At 70.3% G+C, this 19,602-nt stretch carries 17 protein-coding genes and 1 pseudogene; 6 read left to right on the plus strand and 12 right to left on the minus strand.

Features of this window, described 5'->3' with window-relative positions; translation table 11 throughout:
- Positions 1-340 precede the first annotated feature (340 nt).
- Positions 341-1,288, plus strand: coding sequence for a chitinase (locus R2B38_RS47770; protein ID WP_411978628.1), 948 nt, complete (start codon positions 341-343; stop codon positions 1,286-1,288).
- A 50-nt stretch (positions 1,289-1,338) separates the two neighbouring features.
- Here R2B38_RS47770 and R2B38_RS47775 read toward each other — a convergent pair whose 3' ends face one another.
- The 3 genes from R2B38_RS47775 to R2B38_RS47785 all read right to left on the minus strand — a co-directional run bounded on the left by R2B38_RS47775 (position 1,339) and on the right by R2B38_RS47785 (position 4,043).
- Positions 1,339-2,391 (minus strand): LLM class flavin-dependent oxidoreductase, encoded by a 1,053-nt coding sequence (locus R2B38_RS47775; RefSeq protein ID WP_318022468.1) that lies wholly within the window; start codon positions 2,389-2,391, stop codon positions 1,339-1,341.
- A gap of 28 nt (positions 2,392-2,419) precedes the next feature.
- Complete coding sequence (locus R2B38_RS47780) at positions 2,420-2,875, minus strand: MarR family winged helix-turn-helix transcriptional regulator (protein ID WP_318022469.1); 456 nt, start codon at positions 2,873-2,875, stop codon at positions 2,420-2,422.
- Positions 2,876-2,945: 70 nt separating this feature from the next.
- Positions 2,946-4,043 carry a PP2C family protein-serine/threonine phosphatase gene (locus tag R2B38_RS47785; RefSeq protein WP_318022470.1) on the minus strand — a complete coding sequence of 366 codons (1,098 nt, stop codon included), beginning with the start codon at positions 4,041-4,043 and terminating at the stop codon, positions 2,946-2,948.
- Between the two features lie 296 nt (positions 4,044-4,339).
- On the opposite strand from R2B38_RS47785, the gene R2B38_RS47790 reads away from it, so the two are divergent.
- Entirely contained in the window at positions 4,340-4,759 is a 420-nt protein-coding gene (locus tag R2B38_RS47790; RefSeq protein ID WP_234444430.1) for an ATP-binding protein, read from the plus strand.
- 21 nt (positions 4,760-4,780) lie between these two features.
- On the opposite strand, the gene R2B38_RS47795 is transcribed toward R2B38_RS47790, so the two are convergent.
- The 3 genes from R2B38_RS47795 to R2B38_RS47805 are packed head-to-tail and all read right to left on the minus strand — an operon-like array spanning position 4,781 to position 7,114.
- Entirely contained in the window at positions 4,781-5,008 is a 228-nt protein-coding gene (locus tag R2B38_RS47795) for a non-oxidative hydroxyarylic acid decarboxylases subunit D (protein WP_318022471.1), read from the minus strand.
- A 49-nt stretch (positions 5,009-5,057) separates the two neighbouring features.
- On the minus strand, positions 5,058-6,482 hold the full coding sequence (locus R2B38_RS47800; RefSeq protein ID WP_318022472.1) for a non-oxidative hydroxyarylic acid decarboxylases subunit C: 1,425 nt from the start codon (positions 6,480-6,482) through the stop codon (positions 5,058-5,060).
- A gap of 35 nt (positions 6,483-6,517) precedes the next feature.
- Positions 6,518-7,114, minus strand: coding sequence for a non-oxidative hydroxyarylic acid decarboxylases subunit B (locus R2B38_RS47805; RefSeq protein WP_318022473.1), 597 nt, complete (start codon positions 7,112-7,114; stop codon positions 6,518-6,520).
- An 87-nt stretch (positions 7,115-7,201) separates the two neighbouring features.
- Here R2B38_RS47805 and R2B38_RS47810 point away from each other — a divergent pair, with 87 nt between their 5' ends.
- Both R2B38_RS47810 and R2B38_RS47815 read left to right on the plus strand, forming a co-directional pair.
- Positions 7,202-8,074 carry a helix-turn-helix transcriptional regulator gene (locus tag R2B38_RS47810; RefSeq protein WP_318022474.1) on the plus strand — a complete coding sequence of 291 codons (873 nt, stop codon included), beginning with the start codon at positions 7,202-7,204 and terminating at the stop codon, positions 8,072-8,074.
- 25 nt (positions 8,075-8,099) lie between these two features.
- A complete protein-coding gene (locus R2B38_RS47815; protein ID WP_318022475.1) occupies positions 8,100-8,759 on the plus strand; it encodes a DUF402 domain-containing protein in 660 nt (219 codons plus the stop codon).
- Here R2B38_RS47815 and R2B38_RS47820 read toward each other — a convergent pair.
- Entirely contained in the window at positions 8,756-9,979 is a 1,224-nt protein-coding gene (locus R2B38_RS47820) for a cytochrome P450 (protein WP_318022476.1), read from the minus strand. The two genes, R2B38_RS47815 and R2B38_RS47820, sit on opposite strands and share 4 nt — an antisense overlap.
- A gap of 213 nt (positions 9,980-10,192) precedes the next feature.
- Positions 10,193-11,047, minus strand: a complete 855-nt coding sequence (locus R2B38_RS47825; protein WP_318022477.1) for a patatin-like phospholipase family protein — start codon at positions 11,045-11,047, stop codon at positions 10,193-10,195.
- Between the two features lie 99 nt (positions 11,048-11,146).
- Here R2B38_RS47825 and R2B38_RS47830 point away from each other — a divergent pair, with 99 nt between their 5' ends.
- A complete protein-coding gene (locus R2B38_RS47830) occupies positions 11,147-11,815 on the plus strand; it encodes a TetR/AcrR family transcriptional regulator (protein ID WP_411978629.1) in 669 nt (222 codons plus the stop codon).
- 216 nt (positions 11,816-12,031) lie between these two features.
- Here R2B38_RS47830 and R2B38_RS47835 read toward each other — a convergent pair whose 3' ends face one another.
- Positions 12,032-13,489, minus strand: a complete 1,458-nt coding sequence (locus R2B38_RS47835; protein WP_318022479.1) for an MFS transporter — start codon at positions 13,487-13,489, stop codon at positions 12,032-12,034.
- 177 nt (positions 13,490-13,666) lie between these two features.
- Between R2B38_RS47835 and R2B38_RS47840 the strand changes: the two genes are divergently transcribed.
- Positions 13,667-14,122 (plus strand): MarR family winged helix-turn-helix transcriptional regulator, encoded by a 456-nt coding sequence (locus R2B38_RS47840; protein WP_033280909.1) that lies wholly within the window; start codon positions 13,667-13,669, stop codon positions 14,120-14,122.
- Between the two features lie 59 nt (positions 14,123-14,181).
- Here R2B38_RS47840 and R2B38_RS47845 read toward each other — a convergent pair whose 3' ends face one another.
- From R2B38_RS47845 to R2B38_RS47855, 3 genes and pseudogenes are all read right to left on the minus strand, one after another.
- The gene (locus R2B38_RS47845) at positions 14,182-15,099 is read right to left on the minus strand and encodes a hypothetical protein (protein WP_318022480.1); all 918 of its coding nucleotides are present in this window, start codon (positions 15,097-15,099) and stop codon (positions 14,182-14,184) included.
- A gap of 197 nt (positions 15,100-15,296) precedes the next feature.
- Positions 15,297-16,774: pseudogene (locus R2B38_RS47850) on the minus strand (alpha-amylase).
- The gene (locus R2B38_RS47855) at positions 16,771-19,491 is read right to left on the minus strand and encodes an MGH1-like glycoside hydrolase domain-containing protein (RefSeq protein ID WP_318022481.1); all 2,721 of its coding nucleotides are present in this window, start codon (positions 19,489-19,491) and stop codon (positions 16,771-16,773) included. Before R2B38_RS47855 ends, R2B38_RS47850 begins: the two are co-directional and overlap by 4 nt.
- Between the last annotated feature and the right edge of the window lie 111 nt (positions 19,492-19,602).

Consider the following 19,602-nt stretch of genomic DNA (forward strand, 5'->3'; position numbering starts at 1 on the left):
AGGCCGTCACCTCGGACCTTGTCGCCTGGCCTCGTCCATGCGCACCGTCTCATTCCCCAGGATCCACCGGACAGCCCCGACCCAGGACACCTCTCACCGAATTCGCTTACCGGCACGGTCAGTTCACCGTCAAGAGCCTTGACAGGGGATTGGTCTAGTCCAAATATGGTCGCTGTTCGTCCCGGTCAGGGGCGGCTTCTCTCCTCTCAGCATGGGAGCGTCAATGAGACGACCTGGGCCTCTTCGCGCGTCGCTGTCCTGCGCGGCCGTAACCGCCTTGTCCGCCGGGCTTGTCGGTCTCGGCGGGGGTGACGCGAGTGCGACGCACCGCGTGCCGCCCATGCCGGACCACGTGGCCGCGCCGTACTTCGAGGCGTGGACCGGCGAGAGCCCGGCGGCACTCGCCGCCGCGTCCGGGAACAAGTACCTGACGATGGCCTTCCTCCAGACCGAGGCGGCCGGTTCGTGCACGGCGTACTGGAACGGTCTGCCCGCCCAGCCGATCTCCAGGTCGACTTTCGGCGAGGACATCGCCACGATCCAGGCGCGCAGCGGCAACGTCATACCGTCCTTCGGCGGCTACAGCGCGGACACCACGAACACCGAACTGGCCGACAGCTGCACGGATGTCGACGCCATCGCCAAGGTCTACGAGAGCCTGGTCACGACCTACGGGGTGAGCCGGATCGACCTCGACATCGAGGCCGACTCCATCAACAACACGGCCGGTATCGACCGCCGCAACAAGGCGATCGCGAAGGTGCAGCGCTGGGCCCAACACACGGGCCGCAGCGTGGAGTTCTCCTACACGCTGCCGACGACGACCACCGGTCTCGCGCCCAACGGCGTCGCCCTGCTGCAGAACGCGGTCGACAACGGCGCGCGCGTGGACGTCGTCAACATCATGACGTTCGACTACTACGACGGCGCCGCCCACGACATGGCGGAGGACACCAAGACCGCCGCGACCGGCCTGCACTCCCAACTCGCCGCCCTCTACCCGAAGAAGAACCCGGCGAAGCTGTGGAAGATGATCGGCGTCACCGAGATGCCCGGCATCGACGACTTCGGTCCGGCGGAGACCTTCACCACGCAGAACGCGGTCACGGTGAAGAAGTGGGCCGTCGCCCGGGGCATCAACACCCTCTCGTTCTGGGCACTTCAGCGCGACAACGGCAATTGCGTGGGCACCGGGGGCGCCAACAACTGCTCCGGGATCGCGCAGGACACCTGGTACTTCAGCCACACCTTCAAGTCGTTCACGCGCGACTTCGGCGACCACCACTAGCGGTTCGGCGGACTGCGTGTCGCCGCCTCCCCCGGGGCGGCGGCGTCGCGTCAGTCCCGCATCATCTCGCGCACCAGGGGCGCGACCTTGGTTCCGTAGAGCTCGATGTTGGTCATGAGGGCGTCGTGGGGCATGCCGGTGATGCCGTACTTCAGGTTGAAGCGGGTCGCGTCGAGGGTCTTCAGGGTGTCCGCGATCTTGCGGGCGACGGTCTCGGGCGAACCGACGTGCAGGGCGCCGCCGGGGCCGACGTCCCGCATGAGGCTCTCGCGGGTCGGGGTGCGGAAGCCGCGTTCCCGCGCCACGCTCGCGATCAGCTGCTGGAAGGCCGGCACGAACTCCTCCACCGCCTGTTCGTCGGTGGCGGCGACATGGCCGGGCGCGTGCACGCCGATGGGTCGCGCGGGGTGGCCGAACTCGGCCAGTGCCCGCCGGAACAGCTCGGAGAACGGGGCGAAACGGGCCACGTCGCCGCCGATGATCGCCAGCATCAGGGAGAACCCGTACTGGGCGGTGCGGACGACCGACTGCGGGCTGCCGCCGACGCCGATCCAGGTGGGGATCGAGCCCGTCTCGCTGTGCGGGTGGACGGAGACGCCGTCGAGGGCGGCCCGGGTGGTCCCGGACCAGGTGACGGGCTTCTCCTTGAGCAGTTCGGCGAAGAGGGCGACCTTCTCCTCGAACAGCTCCTCGTAGTCCTTCAGGTCGTAGCCGAAGAGCGGGAACGACTCGGTGCTCGATCCTCTGCCGAGGATGACTTCGGCGCGGCCCGCGGAAACGCCGTCGAGGGTGGCGTAGCGCTGGAAGACGCGGACGGGGTCGTCCGAACTGATCACGGTCACGGCCGAGTTGAGGTGGATGCGCTCGGTGCGCGCGGCGATGGCCGCGAGGACGACGTCGGCGGCGGACAGGGGCATCGCCTCGGTGTGGTGCTCGCCTATGCCGAAGTGGTCGACGCCTACCTGGTCGGCGAGGACGCCTTCCTCGACGAGACGGCGGATGGCCTGGCCGTGGGTCAGCGGCTTGCCCGCGGTGTCGTTCGTGACGTCACCGAAGGTGTCCAGGCCGAGCGTGATGTCGAAGGGGGTGGTCGGGGTGCTCATCTCATGCTCCTTGGGTCTGCTCGGCGGGTCAGGTGGCGATACGGCGCATCACGCCGAGGAGCCGGGTCAGGTCGGCGGCCTCGACGTGGTCGAGGACATGGCGCCGGACGCTGGACAGATGGGCGGGCCATGCCTCCTGGAGGCGGGCGAGGCCCTGGTCGGTGAGGACGGCGTTCCAGCCGCGGGCGTCCTCGGCGCACCGCTCCCGGCCGACCAGTCGCTGGATCTCCAGGCGGGTGACGACGCGGGTCATGCCGCTCAGCGAGAGGTTGCAGACGTTCGCCAGCTCGCTCATGCGCATGCGCCGGTCGGTGGCCTCGGAGAGGTGCATGAGGGTCGTGTACTCGGACAGCGGCAGGCGCTGCTCGCGCATCATGTCGGCGTCCACGGCCCGGGGCAGGACGAGCATCACCCGCGCGAGCTCGCGCACCAGCTCTTCCTCGGGCGGGCTCATGGGGCGCAGTGGCTGCTCGGGCGTGGTCATGCCACCAGTTTACTTGATTGACGAAACAAGCAAATGGGCCGAACGGTGGGGCGGGGCGGACCTGCGGTGCTCACCGGCCGGGAGGGATCTCCTCGGTCGTGGTCGCGTGGCCGTGGTAGCGCAGCAGAAGCATCGCGGCGTCGTCGTGGAGCGGTCCGGCCGTGTGGCGGACCAGGTCCTCGCGCAGGGAGTCCAGGGCGCTCTGCGCGTCGGGCTCCTTCAGCAGATGCGCCCGCTCGCCCAGCGGATAGAACGTGCCGTGGCCGTCGCGGGCCTCGGTGACGCCGTCGGTGTAGAGCAGCAGTTGCTCGCCCGGCGCGAAGCGCACGGAGAACGGCTTGGGGTTCTCGCTGCCCTGCGCGCCGCCCAGGCCGAGCGGCGGGGCGTAGGAGGGCGGGACGGGGAAGTCGGCGGTGCCGTTGCGCCGTACGACCATCGGGGGCGGGTGGCCGTAGTTGAGGAAGAGCACCTCGTGGTCCGTGCCGATCTCGGCGAGGACGGCGGTCACGAACTTCTCGTCGGACAGCACGCGGGAGACGCTGCGCTCCAGGCGTTCGCCGAGTCCGACGAGGTCGGGTTCGTCGTGCGCGGCCTCGCGGAACGCGCCGAGGACCACGGCGGCCGTCTCCACGGCGGCCAGCCCCTTGCCCTGTACGTCGCCGACGATGACCCGCACGCCGTGCGGAGAGGCGACCACCTCGTACAGGTCGCCGCCGATACGGGCCTCCGCGACGGCCGAGGTGTACGACACCGCCGCCTGCAGGGGTCCGGCGGTCAGCGGCACGGGCCGTAGCAGAACCCGCTGCGCGACCTCCGCGATGGAGCGCACGCTGGCGAGTTCGGCCTCGCGGCGGCCGCGCATCACGGCGGCGGCGATGCCCGCGCCGGTCACACCCACCACGGACACCATCGCCAGGAAGCCCCGGCGTTCCTGGAACAGGCCGTCGTAGAGACCGAGTCCGACGCACAGGGCGAGCGCGGCCGCGCCGAACCACGCGGTACGGCGCCAGCCGCCGACCAGGCCGGCGAAGGCCGGGCCGAGGGAGGCCAGCGGGAGGAAGCCGAGGCCCGGCCCGGTGACGAGGTCGCCGACCGCGACCACCGCCATCACCGCGGCGGGCAGCCAGGTCAGCACCGAGAGACTGCGCTGCGGCTTCGCTGCGGCCATGGTCCACTCCAAGGGCGTCGCGGCTTTCGAGGGCCGCCTTCCGCAGGGGCCCCTCCCCCACCTTTGGACATCGCAAGGCTGCCAGGCAATCCCCTCGACGTGCCCGGCGCTTTACCCAATTGAGTCCGAGAACGGACATTTCCTGATCGGCGACAACCAACTGGCGCCGCCTGGTTGCCGATCACGGACTCCGGGCAAGTGAAGTGTGTAGGACCGGCCGCGCAAGATCTGCGGCGGCCCCGGTGCGGTGGCGCCGCGGGGATACCGGGTTGTCCTAGGAGGGGAAGTGATTCGCCATGCGTACGCATCGGCGTACCCATAGGCGTTCCGTACGCGTGGAGTACCTGCTGCCCGACGAGGCCGCGTCGGCCGGTCAGGCACGGAAGCTGACCTCGGAGTTCCTCGCGCGTTCCCGCCATCAGCTGGCACGGGTGGACGCGGAGCAGATCGACGACGCGACGCTGATCGTGTCCGAACTCGTCGCCAACGCGACCGAGCACGGCCGCGGCGAGTGCCGGCTGCGTCTCCAACTGTCCGACGAGCGTGTCACGGTCGAGGTCTACGACGACAACCCGACCCCGCCGCGCGTGCGGCCGATGACGGCCGAGGGCGAGAGCGGACGCGGCCTGGCCATGGTCCGCTGCCTGGCCCACCGCCTCGACGTCACCCCGCTCACCGGGGGCGGCAAGCGGGTGCGGGCGATCCTGGCCATCTGAACCGGCCTCGCGCGGGGTCGCTCAGCGGACGACCAGCGGCGGTACGACGGGTACCTCCGGGGCCGCGTCGATGTCGGCCCGCGTCATCCGGAACTCGACGGGGTACGCCTCGCGCCGGGTGCGGCGGTCGGGTTCGGTGGTGCGCCACATGTAGAGGCAGCGGACGCATTGGAGTACGTCCCATACGCCGGGGACCGGCGAGGTGGTCACGGTGTCGACCGTGTCGTGGGCGCAGCGGGGGCAGATCATGACGGGTGACTCCTGAGGTCGGGTCGGTGCGCTGGGCGTTCGGCGGGCTTCAGCGGGCGGCGATGAGGGCGCGCAGCCGGTCCGCCCATTCCGGGGTCTCGGGGAGGTCCCGTACGGGTGTGTCGAAGTGGCCCCTGTTGTCCGGTGCGACCGGGGTCGTCGCGTCGATGATCATCTTGCTGGTGATTCCTGGGGTGTTGGCGGCAGGTGCCAGCGCCATGACCGAGAGGTTGGGGACGATGATCACGTCGTCCTGGGGGTTCACCTTGGCGGACATCGCCCACATCACCTGGGGCAGGTCGAACGGGTCGACGTCCTCGTCCACCACGATGACCTGCGTGACGTAGCCGAGGCCGTGCGGTGTCGTCATCGCGCGCATGCCGACCGCCTTGGCGAAACCGCCGTAGCGCTTCTTCGTCGAGACGATCACCGCGAGGCCGTGGGTGTACATGGCGTTGACGGCCTGCACCTCGGGGAATTCGGCGCGGAGTTGCTTGAGGAGGGGGACGCAGGTGTTGGGGCCGACGAGGTAGTCGACCTCGGTCCACGGCATGCCGAGGTAGAGGGATTCGAAGATCGGGTTCGTGCGGTGGGAGACGCGGTCGATACGGATCGTCGGCATGCGTCGGCCGCCCGAGTAGTGGCCGGTGAACTCGCCGAAGGGGCCCTCGATCTGGCGCTGTCGGCTCTCGACCACACCCTCGATGACGACCTCGGAACCCCAGGGCACGTCGAAGCCGGTGAGTGGGGCGGTGGCGATGGGGGCGGGGGCTCCGCGCAGGGCGCCGGCCATCTCGTACTCGGACTGGTCGTAGCCCATCGGCATGCCGGCGACGATCGTGATGACCGGGTCGTTGCCGAGGGTGATCGCGATGGGCAGGTCCTCGCCCAACTCCTCGGCGGCGTGCAGGTGTTGGGCCACGTCGTGCATGGGGACCGGCTGGAAGGCGAGGCGGTCGCGGCCGATGACCTCGATGCGGTACGTGCCGACGTTCTGCTTGCCGAAGTGGTCCGGGTCGCGCGGGTCGCGGGAGACCACGGCGGCCTTGTCGAGGTAGAAACCGCCGTCGCCGTCGTTGAGCCGGAACAGCGGGAGGACCGTGAACAGGTCGATGTCGGCGCCCTGTTGGGTGTTCTCCCGCCAGGGCGCGTCCTCGCGGCGCTCCGGTGCGACCGGGAAGGCGTCCCAGCGGCGGGCGAACTCCTCGACCTGCTCGCGCACGGAGGTGTCCGGGGGCAGTCCGAGGGCGAGGGCGTGGTTGCGCCAGGAGCCGTGGACGTTCATCGCGATGCGGGCGTCCGTGAAGCCCTTGACGTTGTCGAACCAGAGGGCGGGGGCGCCTTCGCCGATGCGTCCGGCCGCGTTGGCGGCGGCGGCCAGGTCCGGTTCGGGGAGGACCTGTTCGGTGATTCGCAGCAGCTGGTTCTCCTTGTCCAGGGTGTCCAGGAAGCTGCGGAGGTCGTCGTAGGGCATGCGTGGGCTCCGTACGTCGTGTGTGGGGTGGTGGCTCAGGCGGCTGGGTGGATCCGTGCGTCGCGGGCGGGTCGCATGCCTTCCCAGCGCTTGGCGGCGGGGGCGGGCAGGTCGAGCTGGTCGAGGACGCGGGAGGTGATGTGGGTGACGATGTCGTCGACCGTGGCGGGGTGGTTGTAGAAGGCGGGCATCGGCGGCACGATGCGGACGCCCTTGCGCGCGAGGTCGAGCATGTTCTCCAGGTGGATCTCGCTCAGGGGTGTCTCGCGGGGTACGAGGACCAGCGGGCGGCGCTCCTTCAGCACGACATCCGCGGCCCGTCCGATCAGGCCGTCGGCGTAGCCGGTGCGGATGCCGGCCAGGGTCTTCATGGAGCAGGGCACGATCACCATGCCGTCCGTGCGGAACGACCCGGAGGCGATGGTGGCCCCCTGGTCCTCGGGGCCGTGGACGACCTCGGCCAGCTCGGCGATCTCGCGGGCGGTGCGTCCCGTCTCCAGCTCGACGGTGGTCCTGGCCCAGCGGCTGAGGACGAGATGGGTTTCCACCTCCGGCAGCTCGGCGAGCTGCTCCAGCAGTCGGACACCGAGGACGGCTCCGGTCGCTCCGGTCATCCCCACGATCAGTCGCACGTCGCCAGCTCCTTGCCCAGTTCGGTCTCTGCGTTTTCGACGGTAGGAGCGGTTCGGTGTCCGACAAGGGTAGGCTCGGGACTCGCCATGGTAAAAAACGGTCAGCATCGGCCCGAGATCACGGACGTGTCGTACCGTCCGTCACTCAGCGCGCCCATCGGTATGGACATCGTGGGCTTCACCGAGCTGCTGGCGCGCGGTGAGCGTCGTGGCATCGACCTGTCGGCGCCGCAGCGGCCGGACTTCCACCACCTGATCCATGTCACCGAGGGCACGCTGCGCCACCGGGTGGACTTCACGGACTGCGTGGTGGAGGAGGGCGGGTGGCTGTGGGTGAGCTCGGGGCAGGTGCACCAGTACGTTCCCGCCGACCTGACGACGACCCGGGGCACGATCGTCATCTGGCAGCCCGGTTTCGTCCTGGCCGATCCGCCCTTCGACCAGTCACCCCTGCTCCCGACGGGCCCGCACGCGCGATCGGCAAGCCTGACGCTTCGTCACCTCACCCACGAATACGCCGACTTGACCTCGCTCCCCCTCGACGCCCACCTCCAGACGCTCCGGGTGCTCCTCTCCGTCCTGCTGCTCCGCCTCTCCCACGTGCGCCCGGACCCGGTGTCGTCCGCTCCGGCCGACGACACGTTCCGCCGCTACAGCGCCGCCCTGGAACGTGACTTCCGCTCCAGCCACCAAGTCGCCGACTACGCCGCCGCGTTGGGCTACAGCCCGCGCACCCTCACCCGGGCGACCCTCGCGGCGACCGGCACGACCGCCAAGCAGTACCTCGACGCCCGCATCCTCCTGGAGGCCAAGCGCCTCCTCGTCCACACCGACGCGACGGCGGCGGACGTCTCCCGCACGCTCGGCTTCGGCGAGCCGACCGACTTCGCGAAGTTCTTCCGCAAGCGGGCGGGCCGTACGCCGTTGGAGTTCCGGGCGGTGGCACGCGGGCAGACATGAGTCACCCGAGCAACTGGAGGTGGGTATGCGGGAGTTCCAGCCGGGTGAGACCGCCGTACGGCGTGATGTGTTCCGGCGGAAGGTGTGGAGTGCCCATGCGCTGCGGGTCGTCGAGGACACCGCCGAGGCGCTGGTTCTGGGGTGCCGGCCGGGAGCGGAGTCGCTGGCCCCGACGACCTGGATCGAGTCTCTCCTCACCGGCGACGAGACCGCCCGGCTGCGCGCCCTGCCGAACCTGGCCGACGGCAACTGGCAGCTCGGCCACTGGACTTGGCGGGACACGGCCCATCTCCAATGGGTGCCGCCCGACAGGTGGTTCAGCGTCAACGCGTTCTTCGACGCGGCGGGCGACGGTCAACTGACGCGCTGGTACGTGAACTTCCAGCATCCGATGCACCGCACACCCATCGGCTTCGACACCTTCGACCTGTTGCTGGACCTGGTGGTCGCGCCCGATCTCTCGCGGTGGGACTGGAAGGACGAGGACGAGTACGCCCACGGCCGCCGGCTGGGGGTGGTGAGCGAGGCCGATCACCGAGCGGTGGAGAAGGCTCGCGACGAGGCGGTCGCGATGATCGAGGGGAGCGCCGGACCGTTCGCCGTGGCACGGGGGTTGGGGACATGGCGTTACGAACCCCACTGGCCGGATCCCCACCTCCCCACCGACGTCCTGGACTTGACCTAGTCGACACTGCCCAGATCTCCGGACGGGCCGATACGCACCGGCAGTTCGCTCAAGCCCCGGAGCAGTGTGCTCGTCCGCCACGTCAGTGTCGCGGGGTCGGCGGCGAGCGCGAGGTCCGGGCAGTGGCGCAGGAGGAGGCGTACGGCGATGGTGGCCTCGGTACGGGCCAGGGGTGCTCCCAGGCAGTGGTGGAGGCCGTGGCCGAAGGCCAGGTGTCCGGGGCCTCGACGCCGTAGGTGGTAGCGGTCGGGCTCGGGGAAGTGGAGGGGATCGCGGGAGGCCGCGGCCAGGGAGATCTGCACCGCGTCCCCGGCCGGGATGCGGGTACCGGCGAGGTCCAGGGACTCGGCCGCGAAACGGAACGCGGTGGCGTGGACCGGCGAGTAGTGACGCAGTGCCTCCTCCACAGCGGCACCGGCCAAGTCCGGTTCGGAACGCAGCAGTTCGAGTTGATCGGGATGCGTGAGCAGGGCGTGGACGGTCGCGGAGATCAGATTGACGGTCGTCTCGTGCCCGGCGACGAGCAGGAGGAAGGCCATCCCGAGGAGTTCCTCGGAGGTGAGGGGCGACTCGGCGGCGGGTTCGCGGGCCGCGGCGACCAGATCACCGAGCAGGTCGGCCGGTCGCGTACCGCGCTTCTGATGGATCAACTCGGCCAGGTAGCCACCCAGAGCGGCAGCGGCCGAGGCGCCCGCCTCCGGCGAATCGGGCATGACGAGCTCGTTCGACCAGGCGTGGAACACCGTACGGTCAGCGGCGGGCACCCCGAACAGATCGCAGATCACCGTGACGGGCAGCGGCAGGGCATACCGGCTCACCAGGTCCACCGTCCCCCGCGCCGGAAGCTCGGCGAGCAGATCGGCGCCGATCTCCACGATCCGCGGCCGGAGTGCGGCGATCCGCGCGGGCGTGAAGTGACCGGCGACCAGCCGCCGTAGACGCGTGTGGTCCGGTGGGTCGGTCTGCAGCATGTTGCGGCCGAGGGCGTGGCCGCCGTCGTCCTGCCACGTCGAGGAGTGCCGGATGTCGTTGCGCAGCCGCGGATCGGTGAGCGCGGCGCGGGCCGCGTCCCGGGTGACGACCAGCCAGGTCTCACCACTGCCCGGCACCAGGACCCGGTGCACGGGGCCGCGCTCACGCAGGGCGGCGTAGACGAGGTGGGGGTCTGCGGTGAGGTCGAGGCCGTCGGGGGTCAGGTCCTGGAGGGTGGGTGCCGGCATGGCACTCCTTTCGGTGGTCACCGGGGGCGGGCGGGGTCGATCGGTACGGCACGGCGCGCGGCCCACGTGACGACCGGCCGCCGGAATGCGGGGCCTTGCCGCCACATGCCGTCGCGCCATACGACGTGCACCGCGTGCCACGGTCGCCGCCTGGGCGCGTCCGGCTCGGGGGGCTGGCTGACGGGCATCGAGGGCCCGCCGCTCCTTTCGAGGTCAGGGGCGCTCGGGATCGGACAGCCACACGGCATGCACCACGGGTGCCAGAGCCGTCGCCTGGGCATAGCCGGCCCGGGCGGCCGCCGGGCGGCGGGCGTCGGCGGTCAGGTCGCGGCCCATCGCGCGCCGGGCCTCGTGATCCGGGGTCAGGAGGGTCACCTCGGCTCCCTGGGCGGTGAGTTGGGCCGCCTGCTGGTGGGCACTGAGGTGCGGGCCGACCGCCTTCGGGATCGGTGCGACGGCCAGGATGTGGGGATGGCCGGCGGCCAGGTGGAGGTTGGCGGTCGTGCGGCTGCCGCCGTCGATCCAGCGGCGGCCCGCGGCCGTGACGGGCGGCGAGACGAGGGGGACGGCGCAGCTCGCGGCGACCGCTTCGACGAGGGGGACTTTCGAGTCGGCGTCGAACGTCTCCAGGGATCCGGTCGCGGCGTCGACGGCTGCGATGCGCAGGGAGCGGTTGGGCCAGTCCTGCGCACCGCGCAGCAACGTGCGGACCGCGTCGAGGAGTTCGGACTCGGGCCCTGTGCGCGCGGCTAGGGCGGCACGGCCGAGCCGTCGTACGGAGCGCTGCGGATCTCTGGATCCCAGTGCCGCCCACAGGAAGCGGATCGTCTGGGCCGTGGTGACCCGCAACTCCACCTTGTCGGCGCGGGTCACCTGACGTTCGTACGACTCCCCCGGTGTCTCGCCGGCCGCGAGCCGGGCGCCGAAGATCGCGCCCGCGGAGGTGCCGATGATCACGTCGGCTCGGTCGAGGTCGACACCGGCTTCCGCCAACCCCGCGAGCACGCCCGTCATCCACGCCCCGCCGACGGGCCCACCACCGCCCAGGACCAGTGCCGTGCCACGCATGACGCCACCCCCTCGTCGTCGAAGTGGGGACTACTCCCCACTTGATGGATCGACGATAGCATCAGTACCGGGGAGCACTCCCCACCAGCTCGGAGGACGATGATGACGGGCCCGAACGACGCGACGGCACCCACTCGACGCCGCGATGCGCGGCGCAACCGGGAGCTGCTGATCGAGGCCGCCCATGCCGTCTTCACCGAGCAGGGGCTGCACGCGCCGATCGACGTGATCGCCCGCCGCGCGGGCATCGGCAACGCCACGCTGTACCGGCACTTCCCCACCCGTGCCGCGCTGGTGGACGCGGTGTTCCGCGATCTGCTCACCGACACGATGGCCGTGGGCGAGCAGGCGCGCGGCGCCGAGGACGCGTGGGCCGGGCTGACCGGTTATCTGGAGACCGTCTTCGCAGGTCTGGCCGCCGACCGCGGCACCAACGACCTGATGACCACCCACCTCGACGGCGTCGAATCCCTCCAGGCCGTGCACGCCCACAACCGTCACACCGTGGAACTGTTGCTCAGCCGCGGCCGCGACCAGGGCACCATCCGTGCGGACGTCACCCCCGAGGACGTCCTGTTCACCCTCGCCGCCCTGGGCCGCACCGTCCCGTCCCTCACGGCGGCCGCCGGCCCCGACGCCTGGCGCCGCCCGCTCACCCTCCTCCTCGACGGCCTGCACGCCGCCCCCGCTACGACCCCGCTCCCCTCCCCCGCCCTCACTGCGACCCAACTAAACGACGCACTGCAGGGCCTCGGGCCGCGTAACTGACCTTCCTATGGCGTGAGTTCACGGCCGCAGACCGGTCTACGGCCGTACGCGGACCGTAGTTGGCCCCAATCCGGCATCCCCGTCCGACCATCTCGCCGCAAGGGTCCTTGCCCACCGGGGAGTTGGCGCCGAACAGCACGCTGCCCGGCGTAGAAGACCGATCCCTCGGTCCTCCAGCGCCGGGCAGCAGACCCCCGTACGTTCAGCCCACCGGGGTCAGGACTCGACCCCGGCGTCCTCCAGCTCGCTGACCGCTTCGGCCTTCTCCTCGGTCGGCGCGGCCGCGCGTACCGCCGGGATCGCCGCCGCGACCAGGGCCGCCAGCAGGGCGACGCCGCCGCCGATGATGAGGCCCGTGCGGAAGCCGTCCTCCGAGGTGAAGGTGTAGCCGCCTGCCGTGGTGGTCATCTGGGCGAGGACCACGCCGATCACCGCGGCGCCGATCGAGGTGCCGAGGGAGCGCATCAGGGTGTTGAAGCCGTTGGCCGCCGCGGTCTCGGAGAGCGGGACCGAGCTCATGATGAGGGCGGGCATCGCGCCGTAGGCGAGGCCGACGCCGCTGTTGATGACGATGCAGACGACCATGAGGCCCCAGGCGGAGCTCATCAGGCCCATCGAGAGGGCGTAGCCGGCCGTGATGACCAGGACGCCGCTGATCAGGGTGAACTTGGGGCCGCGGGCGTTGGTGAGCTTTCCGCCGAGCGGGGAGACGATCATCATCATGATGCCGCCGGGCGCCATCCAGAGGCCGGACGCGAGCATCGACTGGCCCAGGCCGTAGCCGGTGGCCTCGGGGAACTGGAGCAGCTGCGGGACGACCAGCATGCTCGAGTACATGCCGACGCCGACGAAGACCGAGGCGATGTTGGTGATCAGGACCCGGGGGCGGGCCGTCGTACGGAGGTCGATCAGCGGGTCGCTGGTCCGCAGCTCCCAGACGCCCCAGGCCAGGAAGGCCACGATCGCGACGGTGAACAGGCCAAGCACGGTGGCCGAACCCCAGCCCCAGTCGGCGCCCTTGGAGATGCCGAGGAGCAGGCAGACGAGGCCGACGGCGAGGCCGAGGGCGCCGGGGGCGTCGAAGCGCTGGCCCTTGGCGGCGGCCGGTACGTCCGGGATCAGGAACCAGATCAGCGCGGCGACAACCGCGGCCAGCGCGGCCGAACCCCAGAACAGGGCACGCCAGTTGGCGTACTGCGCGACAGCCGCGGCGATCGGCAGGCCCAGGCCGCCGCCGATGCCCATGGAGGCGCTGACGAGAGCGATGGAGGGGCTCAGTCGCTCCTGCGGTACGACGTCCCGCAGGAGGGCGATGCCGAGCGGGACCATGCCCATGCCCATGCCCTGCAGACCGCGGCCGACGATCATCGGGACGACGGAGGAGGAGAGCGCGCAGACCACCGAGCCCACCATCAGCGGGACGGAGCAGGCGAGCAGCATGCGGCGCTTGCCCAGCAGGTCGCCGAGGCGGCCGACGACCGGTACACAGACCGCGGCCACCAGAAGGGTTGCGGTGATCACCCACGCGGCGTTCGAGGACGAGGTGTGCAGCATCTCCGGCAGGTCGGCGATGAGCGGGGTGACCAGCGTCTGCATGATCGCCGCGGTGGTGCCGGCGAAGGCGAGCGTGGCGATCACGCCGCCTGCGCGGGCTGAGGGCTGGGGGGCGTCCATGACGGGACTCCTCGGCATGTCTGTTCAGTCGGGATGGGAAGGAATGTGCATCGTACACATCGTATGTATCAGCCATGTGATGGGGATGATGCATAACGTCGTGCGAGGATGGGCCGGGCCGCCCCGGAGCGCAGGACACGGCGGCGGCATCGGCAGGAAGCAGGAGGCAGCGGACCGATGGACAGGCGCACGCGCGAGGTCGAGTACGAGCAGATGCTCCTCAGCCGGCACGGGCTGCTCGCGCAGAAGGGCGGGCGCCGCAAGGACGGCGTGCTGGAGCGCAGCGCCTACATCCTGTTGAGCCGGATCCGCGTCCAAGGACCCATGTCCATCGGCGAGTTGAGCGACGCTTTCGGTCTCGATACGTCCACCCTCAACCGGCAGACGGCGGCCGCCATGCGGTCCGGTCTCGTGGAGCGCATCCCCGATCCGCAGGGCGGCATGGCCCGCAAGTTCCGCATCACGGACCTGGGCGCACGGATGCTCGACGAGGAACGCGAGGGTCTCGTCCAGTCCCTGGACCAGATCATGGACGACTGGTCGGACGAGGACATCGACGCCTTCGCGGCCTTTCTACGACGCTTCAACACCGACATCGAACGGATCGGCGGGCGTCCCTGGCCACGGCCGTGAGCCCCGCCCCGTGACAACGCACGGGACGGGGCGGTCAGTTCACGCCGGGTGTGGCTGTGTCAGGAGGAGCGGCGGGCACGGCCGGCCGCGTAGACCCCGCCGGCGCCCAGGGCGATCACCAGGGCGGCGCCGCCCGCTATGAGGCCGACCGGCGCGTTCGAACCGGTCTCCGCCAGCGGCTGGTTGCCACCGTTCGGCGTCGCCTTCGGGCTGGGCGAGGGCGACGACTTCAGCGGCGGGACGTGCGCGGAGGTGGGAGGCGTCGTCGACGGCTTGGGGCTGGCCGGCGGGGTCGACTCCTCGGCGGGAGGCGTGCTGTCGGCCGGGGTCGCGGGCGGCGCCGAGGCCGGCTGCGTCGGCGTCGGGGTGGGCGAGTTCGGGGTGCCCGGGGTGCACTCCTTGTCGCCGCCGTTCCAGGCCGCGATGAGGTGGTACGGCGTCATGATGTTGTCGGGCTCGTACGGCAGGGGGCCGTGGCCCTCGCCCGTACCGCCGTCGTAGGTGACGTCGTCGCCGTACAGGTCGATCTGGCCGTAGCAGTCAGGCGACTTGACCTTCAGCTGCTGCCAGGTCTGCTGGGCGTCGCTCGCGCCGGCGACGTCCTTGGCGGTGAGGTAGACCGTGGCCTTGTCGACCATGGCCTGGTGCCCCGAGGTGTACCAGGTGGAACCCTCGGTGGTGTACTCGGCGAGGGAGACGGGGTACTTGCAGCTGTCCCCGACGCTCTGGTCGGGAGCCAGCCGGACCTCGACGGTGCCGGGGACGGCGTCCCACTGGTGGAATCCGCCCTGCGAGGTCCAGTCCGCGCCGACAACGTTTCCATCGGCGCCGACGATCCGGTACTGCACGGTGGCGGACTGGCACGAACCGGCGTCGGTGGCGCTCGCCGGGCCGGCCGCGAGCACGGGCGCGGCGGCCGCGACGAACGCGGTGGCAGCGAGGGCGGACAGTGATCTGAGGTGTTGCGAACGTGACAAAGTGAGCCTCGACGATGGGTGAAAGGTGTGGGAGGTGGCAGAACGAGCGGCGGGCGCACGAAAGGAAACGATCGAGGGCGTGCGCGACCGGACCGCTCGCAGATGCTTCGCTCAGCTGAGACACAGCGAAGCAAGCTGAATTCTTGTCACCTTTCACAACTCCCGTCAATCCTTCACCAGTTGGTCACAGGTCAAGATCAGGGCATCACCGCGAGTAGATGCCAGCGCAGGCCCTCCAACTCGACGTAGAGACCGGGGTCGACCAGTTCGTCGCCGTCCCGGTCGTAGGTCACGTCGCCGAGCAGTTCGGCGAGTTGGCGGGGACCGGCGCGCAGGTCGGTCCACGGGAGGCGGACCCGGCCCTGGGCGGGCTGTTCGGAGAGGTTGACGACGACGAGGTGGCGGCCGGAATCCGTCGTCCAGGACCAGGAGATCAGGTTCTCGTGGGTGGGGTTGTCCGGCCAGCCCGTGCAGTCGAGCAGCTGCCACTCCCCTCCCGTGCGCATACCGGAGGAGGCGACAGCGGCGAGCAACTGGTGGTGGAACGCGAGGAGTTCCTTGTCGACGGGCTCCTCCGGCCGGCGGGAGAGGAAGACCGGCGGGCGCACCCGCCGCCCTCGAACTGCCCCTCGTGCCAGAGCGTCGCGCCCGGCAGGGTGGCGATGGTGACCGCCGCCGCCCGTTCCCGCTCGGGCGACAGGGTGGCAGCCGCCCGGGGTTCGTCGTGGTTCTCCAGGAAGCGGACCAGCCCGCGCTGGTAGCCGACGTCGGCCCGCAGATGACCGCGCACCGATTCCGCACCCTCGTGCAGCAGCCGGTCGTAGAGCCGTTTGTCGTAGCAGTGGTCGAACCCCTGTTGCTGCAGGGCCCATTCGAGGTCCCAGTACGCCTCGGCGACGAAGAGGAAGTCGGGGTGGCGCTCGCGGACCTGGGGGATCGTGTGCGGCCAGAAGTCCTCGGCCGGTGCCGTACCGGCCCGTTCGCCCCAGGTCTTCGCGAAGACGTCGGTCATCAGCAGCATGGCCATGTCGCAGCGGACGCCGTCGGCCTGGTCGGCGATCGAGGCGAGGGTGTCGACGGCCGCCGTGCGCAACTCGTCGCTGAAGGCGTTGAGTTGGACGACGTCCGGCCACGGCGCGAAGTACGGGTCGCGGCCCCGGGCGAACACCTTGCCACCGGCTTCGAGGAAGGCTGCGGGGTCCCGGGCCAGGTCGTCCTGGGTGCCCTGGACGAGGCAGCCGGGGCGTTCGGTCAGCCAGGGGTGGTCGGGGGCCACGTGGTTGGGGACGTAGTCGAGGATCAACCGGACGCCACGCGCGGCTAGTTGGGCGCGGGCCTCCGCCAGCCCCTCCGGGCCGCCGAGGGAAGCGTCGACGACGTAGTTGCGGACGCAGTACGGCGATCCGGCCACGTCCTCCGGGCGCAGGTCGGGCAGTGCGGCCCGGAACGACGCCTGGAGCGAGGCGTCGCGCAGCGCGATCTCCAGTCCGGCCGGGCTGCGTTCCCACACGCCCATCAGCCAGACGGCGTCGACGCCGGGGAGCGCGACCTCGTCCCAGGCGGGCGCGGGCACCTCGCCGAGGGTGACGGTGCGGCCGTAGCGGGTGCTCAACTCCCCCAGCCAGATCAGGGTGTTGATCTCGTAGATCACCGGGTGCTCGGGCCAGGCGGTCATGACAGGGGCTCCTCTCGGTCGCCGGTCGGGCGGAGGCTCTCGCGGCCCCGGGTCGACCACTCCTGGTCGCCCAGGGTGTGGAAGAGAGTGGCGGTGACCGCGGACAGGCCGGTCCAGCCGGTCTGGTGGGAGGCGCCGAGACCGGCGCCGTTGTCGCCGTGGAAGTACTCGTAGAAGAGGATCAGGTCCTTCCAGTGCGGGTCCTTGGCGAACTTGGCCTGGGCGCCGTGCACTGGCCGGTGTCCGTCGGCGTCGCTGAGGAAGGTGGCGGTGAGCCGGTCGGAGATCTCGCGGGCGACCTCGTAGAGGGTGAGCTGTCGGCCCGATCCGGTGGGGCACTCGACGGTGAACTCGGCGCCGTGGAAGGCGTGCAGGTTGAGCAGCGCGCGGATCAGCAGCAGATTGACCGGGAACCACACGGGGCCGCGCCAGTTGGAGTTGCCGCCGAACATCCCGGAGTCCGACTCGGCGGGCAGATAGCCGACGCCGTACGACTCGCCGTGCACCTCGAAGGTGTACGGGTGCTCGGCGTGGAAGCGGGACAGGGAGCGGATGCCGTGCGGGCCGAGAAACTCGCCCTCGTCCAGCATCCGGGACAGGATGCGCCGCAGCCGGTCCTCGCCGAACAGGGCGAACAGATAGCGGCCGTCTGCGTTCGGGCCCAGTGCCTCGTGCGAGGAGATGGTGGCCTCCACGGCCGGATGGCGTTCGAGGAACTCCCTTGCCCCGGCGACCAGTTCGGGGAAGCGCTGGTCCGCCCAGCCGCCGACCAGGCTGGTGGCCGCGAGGGGGATCAGGCCGACGAGCGAGCGCACCTTGAGCCGGGTCGCCGTGCCGTCGGGCAGCCGCAGCACGTCGTAGAAGAAGCCGTCCTCCTCGTCCCACAGGCTCGCGTTGTCGGCGCCGATGCGGTTCATGGCGACGGCGATCCACGCGAAGTGCTCGAACAGGGACTGCGCCTGCTCGATGTAGACGGGGTTGTCGACGGCCAGCTCTATGGCGATCTCCAGGAGGTTCTGGCAGTACAGCGCCATCCACGCGGTGCCGTCGGCCTGGTCGAGGTGGCCGCCGGTGGGGAGCGGGGCGCTGCGGTCGAAGACGCCGATGTTGTCGAGGCCGAGGAAGCCGCCCTGGAAGACGTTGTTGCCGTCGGTGTCCTTGCGGTTGAGCCACCAGCTGAAGTTCTTCATCAGCTTCTGGAAGGCGTTCTCCAGGAAGGCGCGGTCGCCCTTGCCGGTGCGGTGTTTCTCCAGCTCGTAGAGGAACAGGGTGGCCCAGGCGTGCACGGGCGGGTTGACGTCCCCGAAGTTCCATTCGTACGCCGGGATCTGGCCGTTGGGGTGGAGGTAGAGGCGGCGCAGCAGCAGGTCCAACTGGCCCTTGGCGAAAGTGAGATCGACCATCGACAGGGCGACGGTGTGGAAGGCGAGGTCCCAGGCCGCGAACCACGGGTACTCCCAGGTGTCCGGCATCGACATGATCTCGTCGTTGACCATGTGGTACCAGTTGCTGTTCCGCACCCGGGGGTCGGAGGCGAGCGGGTCGACGCCGTGCTCGGAGAGCCAGCGTTCGACGTCGAGGTAGTAGTACTGCTTGCTCCACAGCATTCCGGCCAACGCCTGCCGGACCAGGCGTCGTTCGTCGGCCGAGGTGTCGGGGGTGGTGATGCCGTCGTAGAACTCGTCGGCCTCGGCGCGGCGTTGGGTCATGACCGTGTCGAAGTCGCCGGTCCAGTCGGGCAGTTCGGCGGCGGTGAGGCGCAGGCGGACGGTGGCGCTCTCGCCGGCCGGGATGGTGAGCACGTGGTGGACGGCTGCCTTGGTGCCGGTCCGGTCGGGGTTGACGGCTCCCGTCTCACCTCCGACGACGTAGCGGTCGATGCCGTCCTTGACGTACGGGGAGGAGTTCGAACTGCCGAAGATCTTCTCGTTGTTGGTGTCGTTCTCGGTGAACAGAGTCTCGGCGCCCGCGTCGCAGTACAGCCGGCGCGGGCCCAACTCGTCGTGGTCAGCCCGGAGTTGGCCACCGGCCTCCTGCTGGATGGAGGGGACGGCGGTGCCGCCGGCCCAGGACCAGGTGTGCCGGAACCACAGGGTCGGCAACAGATGCAGGGGTGCCTCGTCGGGGCCGCGGTTGTGCGCGGTGATCTCGATCAGCAGGTCCTCGGGGCCCGCCTTCGCGTACTCGACGAACACGTCGAAGTAGCGGTCCTCGTCGAAGATGCCGGTGTCGAGGAGTTCGTACTCGAAGTCACCGCGGCCCCGGGCCTGGTTGGTGGCCTTGAGGTCCTCGTACGGGAACTCCGACTGCGGGTATTTGTAGAGGTACTTCATGTACGAGTGCGTGGGCGTGCTGTCGAGGTAGAAGTAGTACTCCTTGACGTCCTCGCCGTGGTTTCCCTCGGAGTTGGTGAGTCCGAACATCCGCTCCTTGAGGATCGGGTCGCGGCCGTTCCACAGCGCGAGCGCGAAGCACAGCCGCTGCTTGTCGTCGCTGACACCCGCGATGCCGTCCTCGCCCCAGCGGTAGGCGCGGGAGCGGGCCTGGTCGTGGGTGAAGTAGGACCAGGCGTCGCCGCTGTGGCTGTAGTCCTCCCGTACGGTCCCCCACTGGCGCTCGCTCAGATAGGGGCCCCAACGGCGCCAGGGCACCCCGGAGTCGTCGGCCTCGGCCAGCCGTCGCCGCTCGGCATCCGACGTGTCACCGCTCGTCCCCATCGTGTGTCCTCCTCGTGGCCCGGCACCTTCCCCAAGACTCCGGTGTCTTGCGCGCGACGGCAACGGATACCGGGCCGATCACGCGGATGGTCCCCTCTCGTTCATCTCCGG

The sequence above is a fragment of the Streptomyces sp. N50 genome (assembly GCF_033335955.1).
In the GTDB taxonomy this organism is placed as follows: domain Bacteria; phylum Actinomycetota; class Actinomycetes; order Streptomycetales; family Streptomycetaceae; genus Streptomyces.

Coding starts and splice junctions, on each gene's coding strand:
- R2B38_RS47770 (WP_411978628.1), top strand. CDS start 341: ATGCCGGACCACGTGGCCGCGCCGTACTTCGAGGCGTGGACCGGCGAG.
- R2B38_RS47775 (WP_318022468.1), bottom strand. CDS start 2,391: ATGAGCACCCCGACCACCCCCTTCGACATCACGCTCGGCCTGGACACC.
- R2B38_RS47780 (WP_318022469.1), bottom strand. CDS start 2,875: ATGACCACGCCCGAGCAGCCACTGCGCCCCATGAGCCCGCCCGAGGAA.
- R2B38_RS47785 (WP_318022470.1), bottom strand. CDS start 4,043: ATGGCCGCAGCGAAGCCGCAGCGCAGTCTCTCGGTGCTGACCTGGCTG.
- R2B38_RS47790 (WP_234444430.1), top strand. CDS start 4,340: ATGCGTACGCATCGGCGTACCCATAGGCGTTCCGTACGCGTGGAGTAC.
- R2B38_RS47795 (WP_318022471.1), bottom strand. CDS start 5,008: ATGATCTGCCCCCGCTGCGCCCACGACACGGTCGACACCGTGACCACC.
- R2B38_RS47800 (WP_318022472.1), bottom strand. CDS start 6,482: ATGCCCTACGACGACCTCCGCAGCTTCCTGGACACCCTGGACAAGGAG.
- R2B38_RS47810 (WP_318022474.1), top strand. CDS start 7,202: ATGGTAAAAAACGGTCAGCATCGGCCCGAGATCACGGACGTGTCGTAC.
- R2B38_RS47815 (WP_318022475.1), top strand. CDS start 8,100: ATGCGGGAGTTCCAGCCGGGTGAGACCGCCGTACGGCGTGATGTGTTC.
- R2B38_RS47820 (WP_318022476.1), bottom strand. CDS start 9,979: ATGCCGGCACCCACCCTCCAGGACCTGACCCCCGACGGCCTCGACCTC.
- R2B38_RS47825 (WP_318022477.1), bottom strand. CDS start 11,047: ATGCGTGGCACGGCACTGGTCCTGGGCGGTGGTGGGCCCGTCGGCGGG.
- R2B38_RS47830 (WP_411978629.1), top strand. CDS start 11,147: ATGATGACGGGCCCGAACGACGCGACGGCACCCACTCGACGCCGCGAT.
- R2B38_RS47835 (WP_318022479.1), bottom strand. CDS start 13,489: ATGGACGCCCCCCAGCCCTCAGCCCGCGCAGGCGGCGTGATCGCCACG.
- R2B38_RS47840 (WP_033280909.1), top strand. CDS start 13,667: ATGGACAGGCGCACGCGCGAGGTCGAGTACGAGCAGATGCTCCTCAGC.
- R2B38_RS47855 (WP_318022481.1), bottom strand. CDS start 19,491: ATGGGGACGAGCGGTGACACGTCGGATGCCGAGCGGCGACGGCTGGCC.